Origin of the sequence: Bacteroides rodentium JCM 16496 (assembly GCF_000614125.1) — a bacterium.
GTDB lineage: Bacteria > Bacteroidota > Bacteroidia > Bacteroidales > Bacteroidaceae > Bacteroides > Bacteroides rodentium.
In genome coordinates this window covers 92,367-116,251 of the sequence record NZ_BAKJ01000008.1, presented here as the reverse complement: position 1 = coordinate 116,251, position 23,885 = coordinate 92,367, and the positions used below count along the sequence as shown (strand labels likewise).

Genomic DNA, 23,885 nt, shown 5'->3' with positions numbered 1-23,885 from the left:
TAATTATCTTCCTCTATCTTTTGGCTATATCATCATATAATTTTTGCAAATAGGCTTTGCCCAACGGCAAGTTCTTTCCCTTTGCCGTGCCCTCGTCCACTACCACAGCACCTGCCTGGCAATTGAATATCACCTGGTTGTCCGCTGTCACCAACCCGAAAGCATCGGGTACGGTAAAGAACGCGAAATGAGGGGAAGCGGGATTAAGCATATCTTTACTGAAAACAAACTCATCATGGGGCAACGCCAATTGAGCCAGCAACGTGGCTGCAATGTCATGTTGCGAGCCATAAACGTCAATGCGCCTCGGCTCCCGGACGGCACCGCCCACCATCAACAGAGGTATCCGGTAGCGTTCTACCGACAAATTGTCGATATGTTCGGGATAAGCTCCCAAGTGGTCTGGAACAAACACAATCACCGTATTCTTCCACTGGGGCAGTTCACGGAACTGTCTTACAAAATCGCCTGCACAACTATCCGTATAGGCAAAGGCATTCAGCCGGTCATTCTCCAGACGACGGAAAGGTACTTCAAAAGGCTCGTGACTGCTGGAGGTCTGCAAGACACGGAAATGAGGAGTCTTCTCTTCTGCAGTTCCTTCGGCAGCTTCGGCTTTCAAGTCTTCCAGCAGACGGTTGAATACGAGATGGTCGTGCGCCCCCCACTTGCTTAAACGTTCCGTTACGGGAAAATCCTGGTCGGAAACAATGTCTTCAAAACCCGATGACATCAGGTAGGAACGCATATTGGTAAAGTCGGCGTCACCGCCATAATAATACTTGGCACCATAACCCGCCTTCCGCAAGCTGCCTGCAATGGCAGGAATGGACTGCGTTTTACGGGGATACTTCATAATACTCGTAGTGGGCTGGGCAGGGTAGCCACTCAAGATAGCCACCAATCCACGGTCCGTACGGAAACTGTTGGCGTAGAAGTTCGTAAAGAGCACGCCTTCCCTGCTCAGGCTATCCAGATGGATGGCAATATTCGGCTCACCTCCCAAGGCTGTCATCAACCTGGAAGAAAAACTCTCAAGAATCACAAAGAGTACATCGGGGCGTTGAGTATTGAATAAAGTATGCAGTGAATCGGCAGATTGCTGCACAGAATCAGTTTCTTCCGTTTGACCACCGGCAACTGCAGGGTCAAGCATGTCTTTAAAAAGCCGGTCGGCCTCCGCAGCTTCCATAAAACGGTACTGCTTGCTGAAGTCCTTCTGCTTGGCAAGAGATTCCATCAGACTGAATGCAGGGTTGATAGCTGCATGGTTCAGACGCTGCTCGGCACTGAAATAGACTTTCCCCACATTCATGGTAGATACTGTAAAGCCTCCACGGATAGGAATAAACAGCAGCCCCGTCATCAGCAACAATATACCTGACACCTTCAGGCGACGATAAGGCAGTTTCATCCGCAGCAACAGGTTCTTCTGCAGCAAGATGCCGTAGAAAACAGCATACAGCACGACAGCATAAACAGCCATTGCCACAATTCCCCCCAGCACCATCCAAATGCTGACACTGGCCACTGCGTCTTTAGGGGAGGAAAAGAAATAGAATAACGGAGTAGCATCCAAACGGAACCCCCAATACTCGTATAATCCTAAATCGACAGTAAAAATTATGGAGATAAGTACTGAAATGAAGAGGAAATAGCCGCACCAGATGCAATGAAGGGATTTAGAAAGTGTCCATACAGAGGTTATGAAAAGAAAACCGGGAATAGCTGTCAGATAACCGGCCAGAGACAAGTCTAAAGGTAACCCATGCCAAATGACACTGAACCAGTCCGCACACGAGGCATCCGGGTACAGCGATTTGTAAAACAGCATAAATAGTGGTTTCTGCAACACAAAAATGCAGACAAACAAGCAGTATGTCTTAATGAATCCTATGAGCCTATCTTTCATCGGTGCCTTATTGTATATCTAAATATAAGGTGCAAAAATAAATCTTTTTATTCTATTTCTCACCAATATTAGTCAATAATTACATTGAAAGATAGGCTTATAGGATATTTTAAGCTTATCTGGTCAGCGGTTTCGCTTCAAGAATAAACGGTTAGTAATTGTTTGCGGCAATTCATTCTCATAGTGGGTTACCATAATCATCGTTTTATCCCGACGATGGCAGAATGCCTCTATAATCTTCTTGACTCGACGGCGGTTGTATGTATCGAGTCCATGAAGCGGTTCATCCAATATCAGCAGTTCCGGGTCCTTGACAAAAGCACGTGCCAATAATGCCAGACGCTGTTCTCCACTGGAGAGTTGCAGAAAAGGACTGTCTTTCAAGGCGGCAATACCGAAAATCTCCATCCACCACTCACATACCGACATCTGTTCGGCATGAGGACGTTTATACAATCCGATGCTGTCGTGCAGACCGGAAGCGACAATCTCTATGGCAGGCAGATTCTTCAGATAAGCACGATGCATTTCCGGACTGACATAACCGATGTGTTTCTTGATTTCCCAAATACTCTCCCCCGTTCCGCGCTTCCGTCCGAAGAGACTGATATCGCAGGCGTATGACTGCGGATTATCCGCACAAACCAAACTAAGCAAGGTAGACTTGCCGGCACCGTTCTCGCCACTCAGCGCCCACTTCTCACCACGCATCACTGTCCAATCCAGCTCCTTCAGAATGGTACGGTCATCGTAACGGATGCTAACCCCGTTCAATTTCACCACTTCGTCCGAAGTGAAATTCGCATGTTCGTAGGGCAAATCGAGAATACGCCGCTGCAATTCCTCCAACGCTCCGGCCTCTTCCTGAATACGTATCTGATTGCCCGCACGGAATGCCTGCACATACTCCTCGCGTTCCATCTTTTCGCCCACCTTCATGTCCTCTACCGGCACAACGTGTGTAACAAATGAAGGTATGTCATCCAACATGGAGAGCACAAGGACAATCTGCAACTCGCCCAGCCGGGTAAGCCGCTCCAGCAAACCGAAAAGCAGTTCACGGGTAGGCGCATCCAGCCCAATGAAAGGATTGTCCATGATAAGGATTCGGGGAGCAGTCAGTAAAGCTTTAGTCAACTGAAACTTGCGCAGCTCCCCACTGCTGAGAAGAATGATTTTCTTGTCAAGCATCGGCTCTATGCTGAAAAGTTCAAATAGCTGCCGCCTCAAGGCATCGTCTTTTACCTCTCCCAGCACTTCGCGTACTAGCGGAGCATCCTCCTGGTCGTGGGCATTCCAACGCTGTTGATAGTAATAATTGGCATCGGCAGAACCGTAAGTATCACGGAAGGCAATGTATTTGATATTGTCATAGGCCGTTTTCGTGAGGGAGGGAGAGAAATCATAGGTAAGCTCACCATCACGCAAAGGATACTTTCCCGTCAGCATATCCACCAGGAGGCTCTTTCCGGCTCCGTTCGGTCCTACAATGGCAATGTGTTCTCCTGCCAGGAAATCAAGGGTGACAGGCTCTGTCAAACGAACAAGCGGGTTGCGTACTACGCCCCCCGCTATGTGTATGGTATGTTGCTGCATCATCCAATCATCATTTATACATAATCAGTGCCGATTGGGCCGGAACAACAACTTCGGGGCCGTACAGTGTGCCCAAACCTTGTTCATTGATAAAGCCATCCTTGCAGACCACTGTATATTTACCTTCGGGTACGGTAAGTTTGGCAGGCTCCTTACGGGCATTCAAGACTACTATAATATCTCCCCATGCATCACCGTTGGCATTTTCTTTCAGACGGTAAACCACCACATTGCTGCCGTCAACCGGCAGGAACTCCAAATGCTTACGCACCAAATCCGCATCACCCATACGGAAAGCCGGATGCTTCTTACGAAGCTGTATCAACCTTTATAATAAGCAAATACATCTGCATGCTCCGCCTTTCGTCTCCAATCAATCGCATTGATGGAATCGGGACTCTCAAAACTATTGTGCACTCCCTTCTTGTCACGCATCACTTCCTCACCGGCATAAATAAACGGTACACCTTGGGAAGTGAATACGGCTGTTTGCGCCAGTTTGTCAAGCTTTGCCAATTCTACGGGAGTAATACCCGGGATACTTGCTTTCAGCCTATCCACCAAGCACATATCATCATGGCAGGAAACATAGCTGATCATCTGTGTAGGTTGTTCCGCCCACGGAGCCTTACTATAATTCACAGAGTCATTATTTACTTGCGGATGCCTGATGGCTCCTACAATACCAAACTTTATGCTCTCCTCTCCTCCCGGCAATCCGGCAAGGAAAGCACCTTGATGATTGTCATTGAACGGACCGCGCAAAGCATCACGCATTTCGTCAGAGAAAGCAGCAACACCCGGCATCTTATAAGTATTGGCTTTCATTGCCAGAGAATCTTCTGCCATCTGTGGAGCCGATGCCGCCCATCCTTCACCATATATAAATATAGTCGGATCTACAGACGTTGCCGCCTTACGGATTTCGTTCATTGTCTCGATGTCATGGATACCCATCAGGTCAAAACGGAAGCCGTCAATGTGATATTCATTAATCCAATGTAATACAGACTCTATCATGTATTTACGCATCATCGGACGGTTGCTGGCAGTTTCATTGCCACAAGCCGAACCGTCTGCATACGTTCCGTCCGGTCGCTGACGGTAAAAGTATCCCGGAACCGTACGTTCGAAATTACTGTCGGATGTATTGAAAGTATGGTTATACACCACATCCAGAACAACACGGATACCTGCTTTGTGCAAAGCCTGCACCATCTGCTTGAATTCCCGGATACGAACATCCGGTTTGTAGGGGTCGGTAGAATAAGAGCCATCAGGCACATTGTAATTCTGCGGATCATATCCCCAATTATACTTGTTCTCGTCCAGCTTTGTCTCATCAACGGAGGCATAGTCATAAGACGGAAGGAGATGTACATGTGTCACCCCCAATTCTTTCAGATGGTCAATGCCGGTTGCCAGCTTGTCGGGACTTACCGTCCCTTGTTCTGTCAGTGCCAGGAACTTTCCTTTATGCTCAATGCCCGACGACGGGTCGATGGACATATCACGATGGTGCATTTCATAAAGAATCACATCGGCAGGAGAGGCCAATGCCGGACGTTTATCATCTGCCCATCCTTCGGGGTCCGTGGATTTCATGTCGATGATGGCGGCACGCTTTCCATTCACCCCTACAGCTTTGGCATTGATACCCGGAGTGTCCCCCAGCCACTTATCATTGATTTTCACATTGAATGTGTAGAATTTACCCATCAGGTCCTTTTCAACTTTAGTTTTCCAAGTTCCTTCTTCAGAGGGTTCCATTGAAATAGTTTCATAGGCATGCCCTCCGTCTCCTGCTTCGAACAGCATCAGGCGAACTTCATCCGCCGTAGGTGCCCACAATGTGAATTGCGTGGCAGCAGGTGTATATTCCATCTCTGTCAAACTACCCGAACGGACAGGGTAAAGTTCGTACGAAGCATACTCCGTCTTCGCGGGAGTACAGCTTACAACCGTCGTTGCAGCCACTCCAATGATAGCAAGTTCATTCAATTTCATAATATTATTTTTAGATTCTACATTTCAATTCTTATCACTTCTTCACCTTATCCGGATTTTTGGCAATAAAGTCTTTCCAACCATGATAGCCTTTCTCCACCGTGGGCCGCCCCATCTGCAGAAAGTGACAATAGGCAGCAGCAAGCCCGTCCGTTGCATCCATAAAAGTAGGCATATCCTCTTTAGGAAAATGCAGCATACGCTGCAACATGTCCGCCACCTGTTCCTTGGATGCTTGTCCGTTTCCGGTGATGGCCATCTTTATTTTTAAAGGAGCATATTCCGTAATGGGAATATCCCTGCTCAAAGCAGCTGCCATTGCTACGCCTTGCGCACGCCCCAGCTTCAACATGGACTGTACATTCTTTCCGAAGAAAGGGGCCTCAATAGCGAGCTCGTCCGGCAAATAGCTCTCTATGATGCTCAGTACCCGTTCATGAATATGGCGCAGCTTCAGATAGTGGTCTCCAAATTTGCGGAGGTCGATAATTCCCATGGCTATCATTTCCGGCTTGACACCTGCCACACGCAATACGCCATACCCCATAATGGTGGTACCAGGTCTATACCCAATATTATTTTCTCTTTGACCGGCTGTATCACACTATTACCTCCATCAATGTAGGAAAGCCAATCACTTTATCTTTAAAGATATTCAGTAGTTCCTCGTTCAGTTTCACTCCCTGCTCTTGATGCCAACGATGCAGTTTGGCAGAGTTTTCTACCTCAAACTGAACAGAATAGCAGATGCTTCCTTCCTCAATATGACTCAAGATACGGGCTATACGTGGAGCATACAATGTTCCGTTCTTTTCTACCTCGGGAAGATAGTGTTCCTGCATCCATATCAGGAAGTTTTTGTCTTCTCCTTCCTCTACATGATAAGTGGTATTATATATCAGCATAACTTATTTTTTCAAATTCTTTCGCAAACATAGCAATTATTTCAGAATAATGCATTATATTTGCACCATCAAAAACGAAAGCAAGCCTGCAAACGTTAGCAACGGGGCGTTAGCTCATCTGGCTAGAGCGCGACACTGGCAGTGTCGAGGTGATGAGTTCGAGTCTCATACGCTCCACAGAACCATTAAAAACAATTATTTAAGTCCTTGAATTTCAATAATTCAGGGACTTTTCTTTTTCTACTACTCCCCCTCTTACTCCCCCAATCTTTTATATTCATATAACCGCTCTCCATTAATGGTTGCAAAAAAGTCGCTGTAGTCCTTATATATAATCATAGAAAGAAGAGAGAAAAATAAAATCTCGTCTGATATGCTTGATTGCCTTTTCTATTAATTCTATTAAAGTTTGTCGATAAGCTGAATATATTTTTCTTTGCAGAAATAAAAAGAGGATGTATCGAAACTGGTATTCACCACATGGTGAATTTTGACACACCCCCTCGGGATAGCGGGATAAGCATCGCTTTCGAGTTTCCGGCAAGGTGAGCAGCCGTCACTTTGCATAGATAGACTGTCTGCCGAGTAGTTGATGATTCTTTCCACAGGTCATGAATGACGAATATAATGATTTTTCGCAATCAAGGCAGGAAAGTGGGATAAGGGATTATGTGACAAGCCACCGAACAACATTTTTTCAAGGTTCGAGCCAAGAAAACCATACATCACTCACAATCAGCAACATACCTGCAAAGTGAAAGAAGAAAAACAGTGTGTAGGGCTCATCTTGGGCTCAAGGCTCACTATAGGCTTTTGCCGTAGCAAAGACAGAGGAGGGACAGGTATTATTTGTTAAATCATTTTATTAAGGAGACGGGGTATAACCGAAAGACGCAAAGAAAATCCGCATCGAAGGTGAAGGTCAAAACGACCGACGGCACACAGATGACACCCCCTCTTGATTTTATTTCAGTTGTTTCCGAAAGTTGTTCCCGAGGATTTTTATCCGTTTTACAGCAGGAGCATAGCGGACTATGTGACGAAGAAAAGCAAAAGGATATATGACGATTAAAAATGATTACACACAAAAAAGGAAGATAGCAGAAGCAAGTAAAAACATGCTACAAGACAAAACGAACGCACAAATCTTAGCACACTGATAATAAGCATCTTATCGTTTCAACAGAATCCAAAGCACATCTCCGGGACGCCTATAGTGAACCTTGAGTCCCAAATGAGCCCTTGGAGAAGAAAAGAACGGACAAACAACGCTAAAGACCGTTCTATTTCCCGTCTCCAAAGTGGCAATGTTTCGCCCGGAAAGCCATAATGCTTCGTGATAAAAGCGGCAATATTACGACCGTGACACACCTTCTCTTGTTTAATTCCACCCAATAACCGTTAATTCAGTAGTCCCGGGTTAGCCTCAATCGCTTCCTTAGGAATAGCTAGTGTATAGCGGGCATCGTTTTCTTCGAGCACAAAGGTTTTGCCATCAAGCACTTTCTCCAAACGCGGACGGGTGGAACGACGAAGGTCAAACCAGCGATGTCCTTCAAAAGCAAGTTCACGGGCACGTTCATCTAATATTTCCTGTACCAACGCTTCCTTATCCATGGCATTGACAACAACGGATTTCGCTTCGTAGGCCTCCGGTGCATAACGTTTCCGCATCAGTTCCAGCAGGCGGGTACGTGCCTGAGACAGTTCTCCAAGTCGGGCAGCAGCCTCAGCAGCCGTCAGATACATTTCACCCACACGGAAAGTACACAAGTAGTTGTTGCTTCCCGCCTTCCTGCTCTTCCGGAAACCTTTTTCATCCGTTTCAGCAAAATATTTGTCCAGTCGAAGGTCGTTCTCAGCATAAAGGGAGAGAAAAACCGGAGTAGCCAGAGCAGCCCCATTGATTGTACTGCTCAGAGGTGTCTCCAGCGGAGTAATATTTTCCACGGAATTATAACTGTTAGGAAGAGTTGCAGCGGCATCATTCAAATCTACCAATACAGACTTCACGGCAAGCACTGCCTCAGCAGCATCCCAAGCCGCCTGCCACTCGCCCTTGTAAAGGGACACGCGTGACTGAAACGCCTCTACCGAAGCCGCATTGAAACGATATGAATATCTCTGTTCCCATTCTGCCTTCGTGACCAGTTTGCGTGCCTCGTCAATATCTGCTTGGATGGAAGTATAAACTTCTTCCACCGTATTGCGTTTCAGGACTTTCTCCAAATCCGTATCCAATTTCAGCGGCACCGATTTGGTATCCAAAGCTCCCTCCTTAGTATAGGGCTGTCCATAGAGATTTACCAATAAGAAATGTACATAAGCACGGAGCATATACGCTTCTCCTACAAGCTGGTTTACCTCTTCCTCAGTGCCTTCCTTGATATCACTTCTGCTCTCAATGACATGATTGGCAATAAAAAGCACATTGTAATACTTGGCCCATTCAAACGATGAGGTATAGGCATTGGGAGCAAGGTCGTTCCAGCGCTCTATATCCATATAATAATTTTGGTCATATTCATTATCCCGCACCTGCATCTCGTCGGAACGGAAGCAGGCCTTCCCCCGGTCACTGTATTTACTCACATCCTTATACGAACGGGTAAGCAATGCCCTATACTCAGCCAAAGAGTTGGGAATGACGCTACCGGTAGGCTGTATATCCAGATAGTTGTCGCATGCCGCAAGCAGAAGCATGCAGGCCATTATCATCAGACTTATTGTTTTCTTCATTTTCTTTCTGCTTTTGAAGTTAGAAATTCAAGTTCAAACTGAATGTAACCGACTTGGGTACGGGAGTTGCATAAGGATTGTACATCGACTCCGGATCCATGTAGTTATTATATCCCGAACCAAACACGAAGAGATTGCGTCCCTCAACAGATACCGTTGCCGAGTTCATTCCCAAACGCTTTGTCAGGAGCTCAGGGATACGGTAACCCAGACGCAGATTCTGCAAACGTACGTAGTTCAGCTTCTTCACCCAGATATCCAAATCCCTCCAGATGGTTTTAGAATCATACCAGGAATACTCTTCCGGGCTGGAAGCACTCAGCATAAATGCCGGGAGCTCCGCATTCGGGTTTTCCGGAGTCCAGCGGTTCAGCACATCCGCATTATAGTTCTTGCCATAATCCGGATTGATGATGTCATAAGAGGCTGCGTACGTACGTACCCGCCAAACGTCAAAGAGAAATTGACATTCAGCTCCCAGTTTTTATAGCTGAAGGTATTAATCAAACCTCCCGTATAAGGAGCATCGCTACTCCCGATATACGAATAAAAGGTTCTCTCTTCGGCTGCAGTTACATCGGAAGAGGCAATACCTATCCCCCACTCGTCCTTCAGGCGGTAAAGCTCCTTCAAGGTCACTTTCTCTCCCTCCGGATTATAGAACATCATATTACCGGTTTCCTTATTCACTCCCGCAGTCTTCAGTGCGAAAATTGCCCCTACGGGATAGCCTTCACGTCCCGGAGTGGTCTGCTGCTCCGGTATGTTTTCCTGCAATACCTTATTACCGTTATAGGCAAAATTGAAATTTGTGTACCAGGAGAAGTTCTTTGTCGTTATGTTACGGGTAGACAAGCTGATTTCCACACCTTTGTTCTCCATACTTGCCCAGTTGACGTTCATCGAAGTAAAGCCCGTCTCCAGAGGAAGCATGCGCAAAGCTATCAAATCGGTACCCTTACGGTAATAATAGTCCACGCTCAGATTGATAGCCTGGTTCAATACAGAAAAATCAAAGCCGGCATTGACAGACTGCGTCTTTTCCCAACGCAACTTCTTGTTGGGAGCGGAATTAATGATAATTACATCTTCCGACACACCGGGCAAAATACTCTCCGACCGATATGTACCCAGCAGGAACGGAGAAGTATTCTTGTCAATATTTCCCTGCAGACCGTAAGATGCACGGAACACCAGGTTATCCACCCACTTGGCCTGCTGCATAAACGGTTCTTGTGACAGACGCCACAAGGCACTGACAGAATAAAGAGGAAGATAGCGGTACTTCTTATCCACACCGAAAAGGTCGGAACCGTCAAAACGGATACTTCCTCCCACCGTGTAGCGGTTCAATAAAGAGTAGGAGGCCGTAGAGTAGAAAGACACATAAGCATTCTCCTTATAAGTCGTCTGATGGAGCGGGAAAGACGTGGCGTAACTTTCGTTGGGGAAAATCACCGGTTTGGTCGTCAACGTCTTGCGGTCGAAGCCATACCCTGCCGAGAACAAGGTTTCATACCAGGTCTTGCGCAGCTCGGTACCCGCCATCACTTCCAGTTCATGAATATCATTGAAGCTGTCGCGATATTCTCCCATCGCCTTCCAGGTAATCTGTGAATTGGAGTTCTCATAAGACTTCTGCATACCTCCTTCGGGCAGGAAGTGTTTGGTTTCTCCGCCCTGGGAGTATTCGCTCAACTTATAGTAATAACGCATGGCATAGCTTTCCCAGTCCGCTATTTCTTCTCTGGAAGTCTTTTCCAACTGATAGCCAAACTGGGAAGTCAGTTTCCACTTGTCATTGAACCGTAGCTCTGCATCAAATATAGATGAAAAAGAATTCACCACGCTTTCATTGGACGTGTTCTGCCGTTCTTCAAAGATGTTGAATCCTAAATCCTTATCAGTGTTGTTCTGAATATCATAGTCGTAATTATAGTTGCCATTCCCGTCATAAAGTTCAAAATACGGATTAGCCTTGCGTGAATAGAACACGGGATTCGACATACCGTATGCATCTGTCAAGTAATTGGTATTTTTGCGACGGTTGGCAAACATGGAGGCACCCACTTTCAGTATACTGTTCACCTTATAGGAAGTCTTTCCTACCAAGTTGAAACGGTCCATACCCACACCGTCCACATTTCCATCCTCTTTATAATAGCCGAAAGAGGTATAATACGTAACCCTTTCCGTACCGCCGGAAAGGCTCAAGTTATATTCCTGGCTGAAAGCATCGCGAAAAAGGATATCTCCCCAGTTTGTATTAACACTCTTCAAACGGTTGATGGCAGCTTGTGTATCACTGCTCAAAGCATCCCATCCTCCATTCTGGAAAGCAGACAACTCATTGTAATTGGAAAGAATATTATATACGCCTCCTTTATGATTGTCAGGAGAATAGTTGTTACGGATCATATCCATTTCCAATCCTACTTTCTCCGCTGAGTTCAGCAAGTTCAACCGGTCAAGGCTCAATGTAGGAGTATAGGTAAACCGGGACGAGAAACTGATAACCGGTTTACCGACCTTACCCTTCTTTGTTGTAATCACAATGACGCCATTGGCTGCCCGCGCACCATAGATGGCAGTAGCTGCCGCATCCTTCAGGATGGTGATATTCTCAATATCTGCCGGATTCAGACCTGCAATGGAAGATTGCTTCATGTTGGTGATGTCATTCAGCTCATCCGGTTCGGGAACATCCGTTCCCTCCAAAGGAATGCCGTCCAGCACCCACAAAGGGTCTTGTGTACCATTCAATGAAGCGGTACCGCGAATGCGTATCTTTGCCGGAGCACCCGGAGCACCGGAAGTCGGGCTGACAGAAAGTCCGGCAATTTGTCCGGCAAGCGCCTGGTCGATACTTTTTACCGCACCGATGGTCTCGTCCGATATATCCAGTTTGGATACCGCTGCCGTCAGCTTGCGGCGCTCCACCGTCTGGTAACCCGTCACAACAACGGCATCGAGCATTTGGGAAGATGCATGAAGTGTTATTTCATAATGTTCCTTTCCCGGAACAAGCTTCACTTCCAATACGTCATACCCCACGTAGCTACAAAAGAAACGGGTTATCCCCGCAGGTATAGCGATAGAGAACTGACCATCCACATCAGTGATGACCCCCATTGTAGTCTGAGCACTTCCCGCCTTTTTCAAGTCTTCCGCAGTCACATAGACGGAAGCACCGATAAGCGGTAGGTTATCCTCAGAAGATATTACTACGCCCTGGACTTTTTTCTCTGCAGCAAAAGCAGATGACAAAGCTCCTACAAGGCATAACAAAACGATTAATACACGTTTTTTCATGCGTTACATATAAAATTAAATTAATCCTTAATCCCTAACCCTTAATCCCCAGTGCCGTATTGATACGCAAAATCAGATCCTTATAATGATATTTAGTGGCTATATCCGATGTACCCAAACGGCTCTGAAGCAGTTCCTTGATGCGGAGCAACTCGCCACGCTTCACGGAGATGACATCCGATACGCGGTTTATCTGCGAACCGTAGAAGTTCAGTTCGCGGTGGGCCCCCATACGGTCGGCATCCAAGGTCTTACCGGCATGCTCGTCACAACTGCAAAAGGCAGTCTGATGGTCCAGCAAGAAATGGTTGTCCATCAGTTTTTTGTTTATCTTCACTCCTTCGCTTTCGGCGGCTGCCGTAATCAGCGCATCTACGAAGTTCTTCTGCAAGGCACGTGTCATGACGTCCGGCAAGGCACCGCGTTCCGTAGTGGCAAAGATGTTGCGATGCAGGCCATCCATCAGCTCTACACCGTGAAAGCCTTTTTGCCGTTCACCGATTCGTTCTCCAACATACGCATCAGGCGGTTGTTGCCCAGCAAATCCCAAAGGATATAGGATTGGGCATTCTTCAACACTTGTGTCGGCGCATTCTCCACTACGCCCAGCGGAGTGTTGCGTAGCAAGTAGGTGTACTCTCCCACTTCCGTGTCGAACAGCCATTTGGGATAGGTCAGCACTTCGTCCAGCAGGAACTTCAGGGCAGCTTGCTGCTTTTCTTTTTCTACGAAAGTATAGGTTTTCTGTCCGTCTCCCACAACCGTGTTCTCTATATAGATACCACCGATGTTTGCCAATACATGATAAAGATAATTGTTCCATTGGTTGATAACCGCATAGTATAGGCGGGAAGCTTCTTCATAAGTCTGCCCCTTCTCGCCGGTGGTAGTCCATTGGATGATTTGAGGAACAATACGCTTCAAGTTCTCAATACCCAGCAGGGACGAGCGGACGGCATCATCGCCCAAATCTTCATTCTGCGCACGCGGGTCTACGGCATCACGTACATCCTGCGCCTCACTATATTTATATAAACGGTCTGTATGACGGCTCAGGAAGTCGGCAAGCAAGTCCTTCTCTGCCTCCGGGGTTTCTTTACCATACCAACGATAACCGTATTCTATGGCAAACATATCATACGGGCCGATATGGGGAGAAAGTGCCGTAACACCGTCACCCGGCTGTGCCACATAGTTGAAACGTGCATAGTCCATGATAGAGGAAGAAGTGGTATTCATACGGTCCGTAAATGTTTTGGAGCGCAGGGAATCTGTCGGGAAAGTCCAGGAAGCAATCATATTGTGACGCAAGCCCAGCGAGTGACCCACTTCATGGCATGCCACAAAACGCATGGCATCACCCATCAGTTCATCCGGCAGCTTTACTCCTCTTGCTTCGGGACGTACGACACCGGTTTGCACTGTAATCCATTCCTGGAGCATGCCCAGTACATTATGCCACCACATGATGTCCGCTTCCAATATCTCGCCCGAACGGGGGTCGAGGATAGAGGGACCCATGGCATTGGCTTTGGTGGAGGCGGCGTAGGTCAGCACGGAGTAGTTCACGTCATCCTTATCCACATTCATGCTGTCCGTCAGCTCCCTTGCAACGATGGCATTCTTGAATCCGGCACGTTCAAAAGCAGCCTGCCAATCCTCGATTCCCTGCTTGATATATTTCCGCCAACGACGGGGCGTAGAGTTCTCGATGTAGAACACAATCGGCTTGGCAGGTTCCACCAATTCACCGCGAAGGTAACGCTCCCGGTCTTCCGGTTTCGGTTCCAGACGCCAGCGGGTGATGAACGGTTTCTTGTCTACACGCTGCTGACCGTCACTGTAATTCAATAACGGATTGGTAAAATAACCTACACGTGGACTATCCAGACGTCCCATCATCGGTTTCTCCGGCAACAACAACAAAGAGGAACTGACTTCGACCGTAACAAACACAGTCGTTGTTCCCTCGGTCACCTTAGTTGTCAACTCGGAAGTAGCCACCACATTGTTCTCAAAAGCTTTGATAGATAAAATGCGGGAGAGATTCTTGATGGCCGAAGTTCCCAGATTGATATTCGTAAAGACATTATTGATACTCGTCTCCGTACCATCATAAATGTCGTTCACCTTGACTACTATCATCGTAGAGTCGTTATTGAACGCCTCTATCTTGAAGCCGGCTATCAGCGGAGAAATATAATTATCCAGTACGGACTGCCGTATGGCATCCTCATCCGGCGCCAACGGAAGAGGACGGCTCTGGCGCACCAGCAACTTGCCGGCAGCCTTGTCCAATTCGAAGCGTACCATCTGGTTTTCGTAATTCGTTCCGCGGTTTACGCCCGCCTCATTCAGTTCGGAAGGAACACGCTGCAATTTGTTTACTACCAGCATATCACGTCCCAGCAACCTTGCCGGCACTTCAAAGTAATAATCGCTCTTCTTCTGGTAAACATTGAACATTCCCTTTCGGGCAATAGCATCGGAACCAGTCAATTTCTCGTAGTCGCTCTTGGATTGAACGCTATCCTTGGCTTCACTCTTCTTTTTCTTACGGAACCATCCCATAGCTTCGGGAGAAGCAAAATCAGATGTACCGGCATGCAACAATACGGCAGGCTCACACATGAGTACTCCCGCAACTGCCACGACTGGCAGGATTGTCTTCAATTTCATCAATTCAAACTCTAACTTTAATGCAACAATTAGTCCGTTAACTCTCTCTCTTTGACGTATGTTAATAAATACCAACCGCCAGTCTGTTCTACCTCCATAGAACGGTAAACGGGGCGCAAAGATAGTAAAAGTATATTTTAAAAGTCACTAAACAACGCTCATTTATGTTTTTTCCATAAACAATATGAAGACTTTTACATATATATCGCTTTTTCTCCTATCCTCTATCATTTCTTCTTCACATAAAATTTTGTACCACTGATACCAAATTATCTTCCCCAAGTGGAGGCAAAACAATGATAATATTGTATCTTTGCACCGTTTTTAACTTAGAAAATAAATAAGATAACAACGATATGATAGCTAAAATCAATCAGCTTCTGCAGGAAGTAGAGGCGCTGAAAGCCGCTAACGCCGAGGAATTAGAGGCACTCCGCATCAAGTACCTCAGTAAAAAAGGAGCCATCAATGACTTGATGGCAGATTTCCGCAATGTAGCCGCCGAACAGAAAAAAGAGGTGGGTATGCGCTTGAACGAACTGAAAAACAAAGCACAAGAAAAGATTGCCGCTTTGAAAGAACAGTTCGAAAGCCAGGATACCGGCTGCGACGATATTGACTTGACCCGTTCAGCCTACCCGGTAGAATTAGGAACCCGCCATCCGCTCTCCATCGTGAGAAACGAAATCATCGATATATTTGCCCGTATGGGATTTAACATTGCCGATGGACCGGAAATGGAAGATGACTGGCACGTATTCTCCTCCATGAATTTTGCCGAAGACCATCCGGCACGCGACATGCAGGATACATTCTTCATCGAAAATGATACAGAAAACGTATCGCACAGCATCATTCTCCGCACACACACTTCCAGCGTGCAAAGCCGTGTCATGGAGACTACACAGCCTCCTATCCGCGTGCTTTGTCCGGGACGTGTATACCGTAATGAAGCCATCAGCTACCGTGCACACGCATTCTTCCACCAGGTAGAAGCCTTGTACGTAGACCGCAATGTATCTTTCACCGACCTGAAGCAGGCTTTACTGCTTTTTGCCCAGGAGATGTTCGGCAGTGATACGAAAATCCGTCTGCGTCCCTCCTACTTCCCCTTCACAGAGCCAAGTGCCGAAATGGACATCAGCTGCAACATCTGCGGTGGCAAGGGCTGCCCCTTCTGCAAGCACACGGGCTGGGTAGAAATTCTGGGATGCGGTATGGTAGACCCGAATGTACTGGAACTGAACGGTATCGACAGCAAGGTGTACAGCGGCTATGCCCTCGGCATGGGTATCGAACGCATCACCAACCTGAAATACCAGGTAAAAGACCTTCGTATGTTCTCTGAAAATGACACACGCTTCTTGAAAGAATTCGAGAGCGCTTACTAATTCAAGAGCTGCATTCACCACAGATTACACGGATTTACACAGATTCATTTTTAAAGATGCTGGTATAAAAGAATCTTCTCTGTGTAAATCCGTGTAATCTGTGGTGAATAAGTATTTTGATATACCTTTTAAAATATCCATCCGATGAAAGACAGGCTCATTACTCCCGGCTATTGCTTTATCCTTGCAGCCAACTTTCTACTATACTTTGGCTTTTGGCTGTTGATTCCTGTACTACCGTTTTATTTATCGGAAGTATTCAGTGTTGGAAGCTCTACCATAGGTATTATTCTCTCATGTTATACGGTAGCCGCCTTGTGCATCCGTCCTTTTTCCGGTTACTTCTTGGATAGTTTTGCACGCAAACCTCTGTATTTGCTGGCGTACTTTATTTTTATGAGCATATTCGCAGGGTATATCATTGCGGGGGCGCTCACCTTGTTCATCTTATTCAGAATCATACATGGGTTTTCGTTCGGCATGGTGACAGTAGCCGGCAATACTGTAGTCATTGATATTATGCCTTCATCCAGACGTGGAGAGGGACTTGGATATTACGGGCTGTCCAACAACATTGCGATGGCTGTAGGTCCTATGTCGGGACTCTTTCTGCATGATGCCGGCATGAGTTTCACTACCATTTTTTGCTGTTCACTCTGCTCTTGCCTCGCCGGATTCATCTGTGCCTCATTGGTGAAAACGCCCTATAAACCTCCTGTAAAGAGGGAACCTATATCGCTGGACCGCTTCATTCTGCTGAAAGGCATTCCGGCAGGTGTAAGCTTGCTGCTGCTGTCTATTCCTTACGGAATGACAACCAACTATGTAGCCATGTATGCCCGGGAAATCGGCCTGCACGTCACCACAGGCTTCTTCTTCACTTTCATGGCGGCGGGTATGGCAATCTCACGCATATTTTCGGGAAAATTAGTGATAAAGGGAAAATAACACAAGTCATTGCAGCAGGACTCTATATCGTGGCATCCAGTTTCTTCCTGCTATCAACATGCGTTTACGTCATTCGGTGGGACGATGTGATGTGCAGTATTGTATTCTTCGTCGTAGCCCTGCTGCTTGGAGTAGGATTCGGTATCATGTTTCCGGCATACAACACGCTGTTTGTCAACTTGGCTCCCAACAGCCAGCGGGGAACAGCTACCTCCACTTACCTCACTTCTTGGGATGTAGGTATTGGCATCGGTATGCTGACAGGCGGATATATTGCCGAGATTAGCAGTTTTGACAAAGCCTATCTCTTCGGGGCCTGCCTCACGGTTATCTCCATCTTCTATTTCAACCTGAAAGTATCTCCTCACTATCATAAAAACAAATTAAGATGAGAAAGAAAGAGCGTTATGAAAAAATCCTTGCTTGGTTTAGGGAAAACCGTCCCATAGCCGAAACAGAGTTGCATTATGACAATCCGTTCGAACTGTTGATAGCGGTTATTCTCTCTGCACAGTGTACAGACAAACGCGTTAATATGATTACCCCTGCCCTTTACCGGGACTTCCCTACTCCCGAAGCACTCGCCGCTACGACTCCCGACGTGGTATACGAGTATATCCGCAGCGTGTCCTATCCCAACAACAAGGCCAAGCATCTTGTAGGCATGGCCCAGATGCTGGTGAAAGACTTTAACAGTGAGGTCCCCAATACCCTCGAAGAACTGGTAAAACTGCCCGGCGTAGGCCGCAAAACAGCCAATGTCATCCAATCCGTCGTTTTCAACAAAGCGGCTATGGCAGTAGACACACACGTGTTCCGCGTCAGCCATCGCCTGGGTCTCGTATCAGACAAATGTACAACTCCGTTCAGTGTCGAAAAAGAATTGGTAAAACATATACCTGAAACAGACATCCCCATAGCTCACCACTGGCTTATCCTGCACGGTCGCTATGTATGCCAGGCACGTACTCCACAATGTGATACCTGCGGTTTGCAATTAATGTGCAAATATTACTGCCAGAAATATAAAGTTAGCAAAGAGAGCGGCAAAGACAAAGAATAAACAACGGTTTCATAGCAAAAAAAAGAAATAAATGCTAACTTTGCGCTCACTAAAAAGAATTTAGTAACACTTTTAAATAAAATAGAGTATTATGACAATTGATCAATTTAACTTTGCCGGAAAAAAGGCATTCGTTCGTGTGGACTTCAACGTACCCTTGGACGAAAACTTTAACATTACAGATGATACCCGTATGCGTGCCGCTCTTCCTACATTGAAGAAGATTTTGGCCGATGGCGGTAGTGTAATTATCGGTTCTCACCTCGGTCGTCCGAAAGGTCCGGCTGACAAGTTCTCTTTGAAGCACATTCTGAAGCATCTCGAAGAGCTGTTGGGTGTTGAGGTGCAATTTGCTAACGACTGCATGGGTGAAGAAGCTGCCGTAAAGGCCGCTGCTCTGCAACCGGGTGAAGTGTTGTTGCTCGAGAACCTCCGTTTCTACGCTGAAGAGGAAGGCAAACCCCGCGGTTTGGCCGAAGATGCTACAGACGAAGAAAAGAAGGCTGCCAAAGCTGCTGTTAAGGAAAGCCAGAAAGAATTCACCAAGAAATTGGCTTCTTATGCAGATTGCTATGTAAACGACGCTTTCGGTACCGCTCACCGTGCACACGCTTCTACTGCATTGATCGCTAAATATTTCGACAAGGACAACAAGATGTTCGGTTACCTGATGGAAAAAGAAGTAAAGGCAGTTGATAAAGTATTGAACGATATCCAACGTCCGTTTACTGCCATCATGGGTGGTTCCAAGGTTTCTTCCAAGATTGAAATCATTGAAAACCTGCTGAACAAGGTAGACAACCTGATTATTGCCGGCGGTATGACTTATACTTTCACCAAAGCCATGGGCGGCAAAATCGGTATTTCTATCTGCGAAGATGACAAACTGGATTTGGCTCTTGACCTGGTGAAGAAAGCAAAAGAAAAAGGCGTAAACCTTGTTTTGGCTGTTGATGCCAAGATTGCCGATTCTTTCTCCAACGATGCCAACACCAAGTTCTGCCCGGTTGACGAAATTCCTGATGGCTGGGAAGGTCTTGATATCGGTCCTGAGACTGAAAAGATCTTTGCAGATGTCATCAAGAACTCCAAGACCATCCTTTGGAACGGTCCGACGGGTGTATTCGAATTCGAGAACTTCACTCACGGTTCACGCGCTGTAGGCGAAGCTATCGTAGAAGCTACCAAGAACGGTGCTTTCTCACTCGTAGGTGGCGGTGACTCTGTAGCTTGTGTCAACAAGTTCGGCTTGGCAAGCGGCGTGTCTTACGTATCTACCGGTGGCGGTGCATTGCTCGAAGCAATCGAAGGAAAAGTTCTTCCGGGTATCGCTGCTATCAACGAATAAAAACAAGCAAAATAACACCCAAAGGCAGCTCTTTGAAAAAAGGGTTGCCTTTTTTACTACTATCCTTATCCCTATAATGAAACGAATTCTACTATCCTGCATCCTTTTATCAGCCACATGCATCCTGAAAGCACAAGATGCTTGTCTGAATGATGTAGTCAACACTTTAAAAGACCGCATTTCCCTCTCCGGCTATGCCCAAGTGGGATATACATACGATGATGCGGGCGAAGGTACCAGCAATACTTTCGATATAAAGAGAGTTATCTTCATGGCGCGCGGTAAAATCACCGATAAATGGTCGGCTTACTTCATGTACAGCTTTGCCAATACCGGAAAAATCCTGGAAGCCTACACGGAATACCGCTTTCTACCCCAGCTCACAGCACGTATCGGACAGTTCAAAACCATGTATACCATTGAGAACCCAATGTCTCCCTGCTTTGTCGAATTAATAAACTGTTATTCTCAAGCCGTCAATTACCTGGCCGGTATCAATGGCAGTGATCCGTTGTATGGCTCTGCAAGCGGTCGTGATATGGGATTGTTGATTTATGGAGACTTGTTCGACTCTTTGATGACTTATAACCTTGCCATCATGAACGGACAAGGCATCAACCTAAAAGATAAAAACAATCAGAAAGATATTGTAGGCAGCCTTATGGTACATCCATTGAAATGGTTGTCCGTCGGCGGTTCCTTTGTTAAAGGGAAAGGATGCGCCGTAGCCGCTTCTTCCATTAATCCGGACATAGCCATAGGAGAGAATTACACCCGAAACCGCTGGTCGGCAGGTGCCACCATCAAAACAAAATCCGTAGATGTACGTACGGAATATTTGGCTGGAGAAGACGGACACGTTAAAAGTGACGGTTACTATGCAACCGTATCTGCATGTGCTTCCCAAATTTGACGTAATAGCCTCTTATGACTATTTCAACAAAAATAAAACTATTTCCGATAAACAGACCAATTATGTAGCAGGTGTACAGTATTGGTTCTATCCCAAATGCCGTCTGCAAGCCCAGTATACATACTGTAACCGCCATAAAGGAGAAAACTCAAACCTGCTTCAAGCACAGTTGCAAGTTCGTTTCTGAGATGGGGAAATGGAAATTTATGAACTTTTTGGCATCCTTTTTGTAGTTTTATAAAATACATACCCCAAAAGAGACTGATTTATGAACGAACAAGCCATACAAGAACAATATCAGCATATCGTTACTCTACTCAAGCAGCAACGGCTGAAGGAAGCACAATCCCAACTGGAAGCCTTTCTTTGGAACAGCGGTGACTGGACACTCCGCAACCGCTTGGAACAAGCTCAGACATCCTATCAGTACATGCTGCAATACATGCGCCAGGGAATCGACGATCCTGAACGACAGAAAGTATATCGCCAGATTCTGACCGAAACTTGGGAAGTCGCCGACCAGGCACGTCTGTCTTTCCTCGACGGAGTTTCCACACACTATTACCATTCCCTGCGCAATAACCGGGAACGCCTCCCCAAAGAATACGGCATTGCCACACTGCAGAAGGTATTGGAATCTTTCCCTGATGACTTGGCCGTTTGTCAGCTGATGCCGGACAACCAGGGTATGGACGCCGTACTGCAACGGCACGAACAAACCGCCCAGGTTCTTTTCCTTTCCACATGGAGTAACAGCAACTGGTCTGCAGAAGACGAACAGCAAGCCAAAGGATTACTGGAATCAGAAATGCTTCCCGTCAATGATTTGTGCCTGTTCACCAGTGCCGTCATGCTCAGTCTGATGGAATGCTTTGATACCCGTAAATTCTCATGGTTGCTGGACGCCGTAACGCATGCCAATACGCAAGTAAACCAACGGGCTTTGGTAGGTATCGTTTTTGCTCTTCTTTTTCATCCCACCCGTTTGTCGCTTTATCCCGAATTGACAGCCCGCCTTTCCCTGCTCAATGAAGACGGCAGTTTCGGCAAGCAACTGAACCGTATTTACATCGAGCTGCTCCGTAGCCAGGAAACGGAAAAGATAGACAAGAAGATGCGTGAAGAAATCATTCCGGAGATGATGAGGAATGTGAACATCATGCGCAACATGAAGTTCGGTTTTGAAGAGAACCCTGAGGAAAACGATCTTAATCCGGATTGGGAGAAAGCTTTTGAAAGTTCCGGACTGGGAGACAAGATACGAGAGATGAACGAATTACAGCTGGAAGGTGCTGATGTCTATATGAGTACGTTTGCACAACTCAAGACTTATCCGTTCTTTAAGGAACCGTACAACTGGTTCTATCCGTTCGACATGCATCACTCCAGCATCATCAAGGAATTCGGATTCAAGCCTACCGGAGACAATGCCATCCTCTCCCTTATCCTCCAATCCGGTTTCTTCTGCAATAGTGACAAGTATTCCCTTTGCTTTACAATGGCACATATACCACAGTCACAGCGTACGATGATGCTCAGCCAGATGACTTCCCAGGATTTGGACGCACTCATGGACGAAAGCAAATCCTCCGCTTTGCGGCAGTATGCCGAACGACCGGATGTCATCAGCAACCAGTATGTCCACGACTTATACCGTTTCTTCAAGTTAAGCCAGCGCAGACACGAGTTCCGTGACATCTTCAAGGAAGAGATTGCCCTGCACCGTATCCCGGCACTCAAAGAGATCCTGTGCAAACCCGAGCTGCTGATTACCATTGCCGACTTCCACTTCCGCAAAGAGCACCCGGCAGAAGCATTGGAGCTTTATAAGGAATTGATAGCCTTGAACCATGCAAATGCAGACATTTTCCAAAAGGCTGGCTATTGCCTGCAAAAGGAAAAGAGGTATAAGGAAGCGATAGACGCCTACCTGAAAGCCGATGTACTAAAGCCCGACCATGTCTGGACAATCCGTCATCTCGCTACGTGCTACCGGCAGATAAGGGACTTTGCCTCTGCACTGGAATACTATAAGAAAGTGGAGGCAATCCAGCCGGAAAGCCATAATGTCCTTTTCTACGCCGGAAGCTGCCTTGCCGAACTGGAAAGATATGAAGAGGCTCTGCAATATTTCTTCAAACTTGATTTCATCGAAAGCAATTGCATCAAAGCATGGCGTGCTATAGGCTGGTGTTCGTTTGTCAACGGCAAGTATGAGCAAGCAATGAAGTATTACGAAAAGATACTCGTCTCCAAACCACTCGCGGCAGACTATCTCAATGCCGGACATATTGCTTGGAGAACGGGCAAAATAGAAAAAGCTGCAGAACTTTACAGTAAAGCAGCTTTGGAATATGGCGGGCAGGAGATTTTTAGAGAAATGTTCGGTAAAGACAAAGAAACACTTGTCAGACAAGGAATCAGTGAAAAAGACATCCCTCTAATGATGGATCTGGTTTAGACCTCCAACAACTCCCTGTACAGCCTCTGTACGGGGAGCCCCATTATATTATAGTAACTCCCGGATATGTTTTCCACCCCAATGAATCCAATCCACTCTTGTACACCATACGCTCCGGCTTTATCCATGGGTTGGTATTTGTCCACATAATAGGCAATTTCTTCTTCGTTCAGTTTGGCAAAACGCACTTCTGTTGCCGCCGCAAAACTGCGTTGCCACTCAGTGGTAGTGATGCATACACCGGTAAACACTTCATGGGTACGTCCGGACATGTCGCGCAACATCTGCATAGCTTCTTCCCTATTCTTGGGCTTTCCGAGAACTTGTCCATCCAACCAGACAATGGTATCTGCCGTAATCATCAATTCGTCCGGATGCATCATATCACGGTAGGCATCCGCCTTTTCCCTGGATATGTAGAGAGGAATATCCGCTCCCCGCAACGTCTCGGGATAAGATTCATCCACATCGGACAAAGTTCTTACTTCATATTCCACTCCCAAACCAGCCAGCAATTCTTTCCTTCGCGGAGAGTTAGAGGCAAGAATCACCTTATATTTCTTCAGATTATCCAACATCATGTCATTTACGATTTGACGATTTACAATTTA

9 protein-coding genes, 1 tRNA gene and 6 pseudogenes are annotated in these 23,885 nt (G+C 46.5%); 7 read left to right on the top strand and 9 right to left on the bottom strand.

From position 1 onward, the window contains the following. Window positions 1-13: 13 nt before the first annotated feature. The 5 genes and pseudogenes from JCM16496_RS05630 to JCM16496_RS05610 form a co-directional block, all read right to left on the bottom strand. Window positions 14-1,912: an LTA synthase family protein gene (locus JCM16496_RS05630; protein WP_025832904.1), complete on the bottom strand. Its 1,899-nt coding sequence runs from the start codon at window positions 1,910-1,912 to the stop codon at window positions 14-16. A 123-nt stretch (window positions 1,913-2,035) separates the two neighbouring features. Beyond that, window positions 2,036-3,508, bottom strand: a complete 1,473-nt coding sequence (locus JCM16496_RS05625; RefSeq protein ID WP_025832903.1) for an ATP-binding cassette domain-containing protein — start codon at window positions 3,506-3,508, stop codon at window positions 2,036-2,038. 10 nt (window positions 3,509-3,518) lie between these two features. After that, window positions 3,519-5,515, bottom strand: a pseudogene (gene pulA / locus JCM16496_RS05620) (type I pullulanase). Window positions 5,516-5,549: 34 nt separating this feature from the next. Beyond that, window positions 5,550-6,118: pseudogene (gene ruvC, locus JCM16496_RS05615) on the bottom strand (crossover junction endodeoxyribonuclease RuvC). Beyond that, complete coding sequence (locus JCM16496_RS05610; RefSeq protein ID WP_005826379.1) at window positions 6,115-6,420, bottom strand: DUF4286 family protein; 306 nt, start codon at window positions 6,418-6,420, stop codon at window positions 6,115-6,117. Before JCM16496_RS05610 ends, ruvC begins: the two are co-directional and overlap by 4 nt. A gap of 103 nt (window positions 6,421-6,523) precedes the next feature. On the opposite strand from JCM16496_RS05610, the gene JCM16496_RS05605 reads away from it, so the two are divergent. After that, window positions 6,524-6,597 (top strand) — tRNA-Ala (locus JCM16496_RS05605). A 1,224-nt stretch (window positions 6,598-7,821) separates the two neighbouring features. On the opposite strand, the gene JCM16496_RS05585 is transcribed toward JCM16496_RS05605, so the two are convergent. The 3 genes and pseudogenes from JCM16496_RS05585 to JCM16496_RS05575 all read right to left on the bottom strand — a co-directional run bounded on the left by JCM16496_RS05585 (window position 7,822) and on the right by JCM16496_RS05575 (window position 15,150). Beyond that, window positions 7,822-9,159, bottom strand: a complete 1,338-nt coding sequence (locus tag JCM16496_RS05585; RefSeq protein ID WP_025832899.1) for a RagB/SusD family nutrient uptake outer membrane protein — start codon at window positions 9,157-9,159, stop codon at window positions 7,822-7,824. 19 nt (window positions 9,160-9,178) lie between these two features. Then, window positions 9,179-12,471, bottom strand: a pseudogene (locus JCM16496_RS05580) (SusC/RagA family TonB-linked outer membrane protein). 34 nt (window positions 12,472-12,505) lie between these two features. Next, window positions 12,506-15,150, bottom strand: a pseudogene (locus tag JCM16496_RS05575) (zinc-dependent metalloprotease). Window positions 15,151-15,506: 356 nt separating this feature from the next. Between JCM16496_RS05575 and pheS the strand changes: the two are divergent. From pheS to JCM16496_RS05540, 6 genes and pseudogenes are all read left to right on the top strand, one after another. Next, window positions 15,507-16,541 (top strand): phenylalanine--tRNA ligase subunit alpha, encoded by a 1,035-nt coding sequence (gene pheS, locus JCM16496_RS05565; RefSeq protein ID WP_016273196.1) that lies wholly within the window; start codon window positions 15,507-15,509, stop codon window positions 16,539-16,541. A 144-nt stretch (window positions 16,542-16,685) separates the two neighbouring features. Further along, window positions 16,686-17,881, top strand: a pseudogene (locus tag JCM16496_RS05560) (MFS transporter). Then, window positions 17,878-18,552 carry an endonuclease III gene (gene nth / locus JCM16496_RS05555; RefSeq protein WP_025832898.1) on the top strand — a complete coding sequence of 225 codons (675 nt, stop codon included), beginning with the start codon at window positions 17,878-17,880 and terminating at the stop codon, window positions 18,550-18,552. The pseudogene JCM16496_RS05560 and the gene nth overlap by 4 nt, the downstream one beginning before the upstream one ends. Window positions 18,553-18,640: 88 nt before the next feature. After that, window positions 18,641-19,900: a phosphoglycerate kinase gene (locus tag JCM16496_RS05550; protein ID WP_025832896.1), complete on the top strand. Its 1,260-nt coding sequence runs from the start codon at window positions 18,641-18,643 to the stop codon at window positions 19,898-19,900. A gap of 76 nt (window positions 19,901-19,976) precedes the next feature. Further along, window positions 19,977-21,000: pseudogene (locus JCM16496_RS05545) on the top strand (porin). 81 nt (window positions 21,001-21,081) lie between these two features. Next, window positions 21,082-23,274, top strand: a complete 2,193-nt coding sequence (locus tag JCM16496_RS05540) for a tetratricopeptide repeat protein (protein ID WP_025832893.1) — start codon at window positions 21,082-21,084, stop codon at window positions 23,272-23,274. On the opposite strand, the gene JCM16496_RS05535 is transcribed toward JCM16496_RS05540, so the two are convergent. Further along, window positions 23,271-23,852, bottom strand: coding sequence for a Maf-like protein (locus JCM16496_RS05535; RefSeq protein WP_025832892.1), 582 nt, complete (start codon window positions 23,850-23,852; stop codon window positions 23,271-23,273). The two genes, JCM16496_RS05540 and JCM16496_RS05535, sit on opposite strands and share 4 nt — an antisense overlap. Between the last annotated feature and the right edge of the window lie 33 nt (window positions 23,853-23,885).

Coding starts and splice junctions, on each gene's coding strand:
- JCM16496_RS05630 (WP_025832904.1), bottom strand. CDS start 1,912: ATGAAAGATAGGCTCATAGGATTCATTAAGACATACTGCTTGTTTGTC.
- JCM16496_RS05625 (WP_025832903.1), bottom strand. CDS start 3,508: ATGCAGCAACATACCATACACATAGCGGGGGGCGTAGTACGCAACCCG.
- JCM16496_RS05610 (WP_005826379.1), bottom strand. CDS start 6,420: ATGCTGATATATAATACCACTTATCATGTAGAGGAAGGAGAAGACAAA.
- JCM16496_RS05585 (WP_025832899.1), bottom strand. CDS start 9,159: ATGAAGAAAACAATAAGTCTGATGATAATGGCCTGCATGCTTCTGCTT.
- pheS (WP_016273196.1), top strand. CDS start 15,507: ATGATAGCTAAAATCAATCAGCTTCTGCAGGAAGTAGAGGCGCTGAAA.
- nth (WP_025832898.1), top strand. CDS start 17,878: ATGAGAAAGAAAGAGCGTTATGAAAAAATCCTTGCTTGGTTTAGGGAA.
- JCM16496_RS05540 (WP_025832893.1), top strand. CDS start 21,082: ATGAACGAACAAGCCATACAAGAACAATATCAGCATATCGTTACTCTA.
- JCM16496_RS05535 (WP_025832892.1), bottom strand. CDS start 23,852: ATGTTGGATAATCTGAAGAAATATAAGGTGATTCTTGCCTCTAACTCT.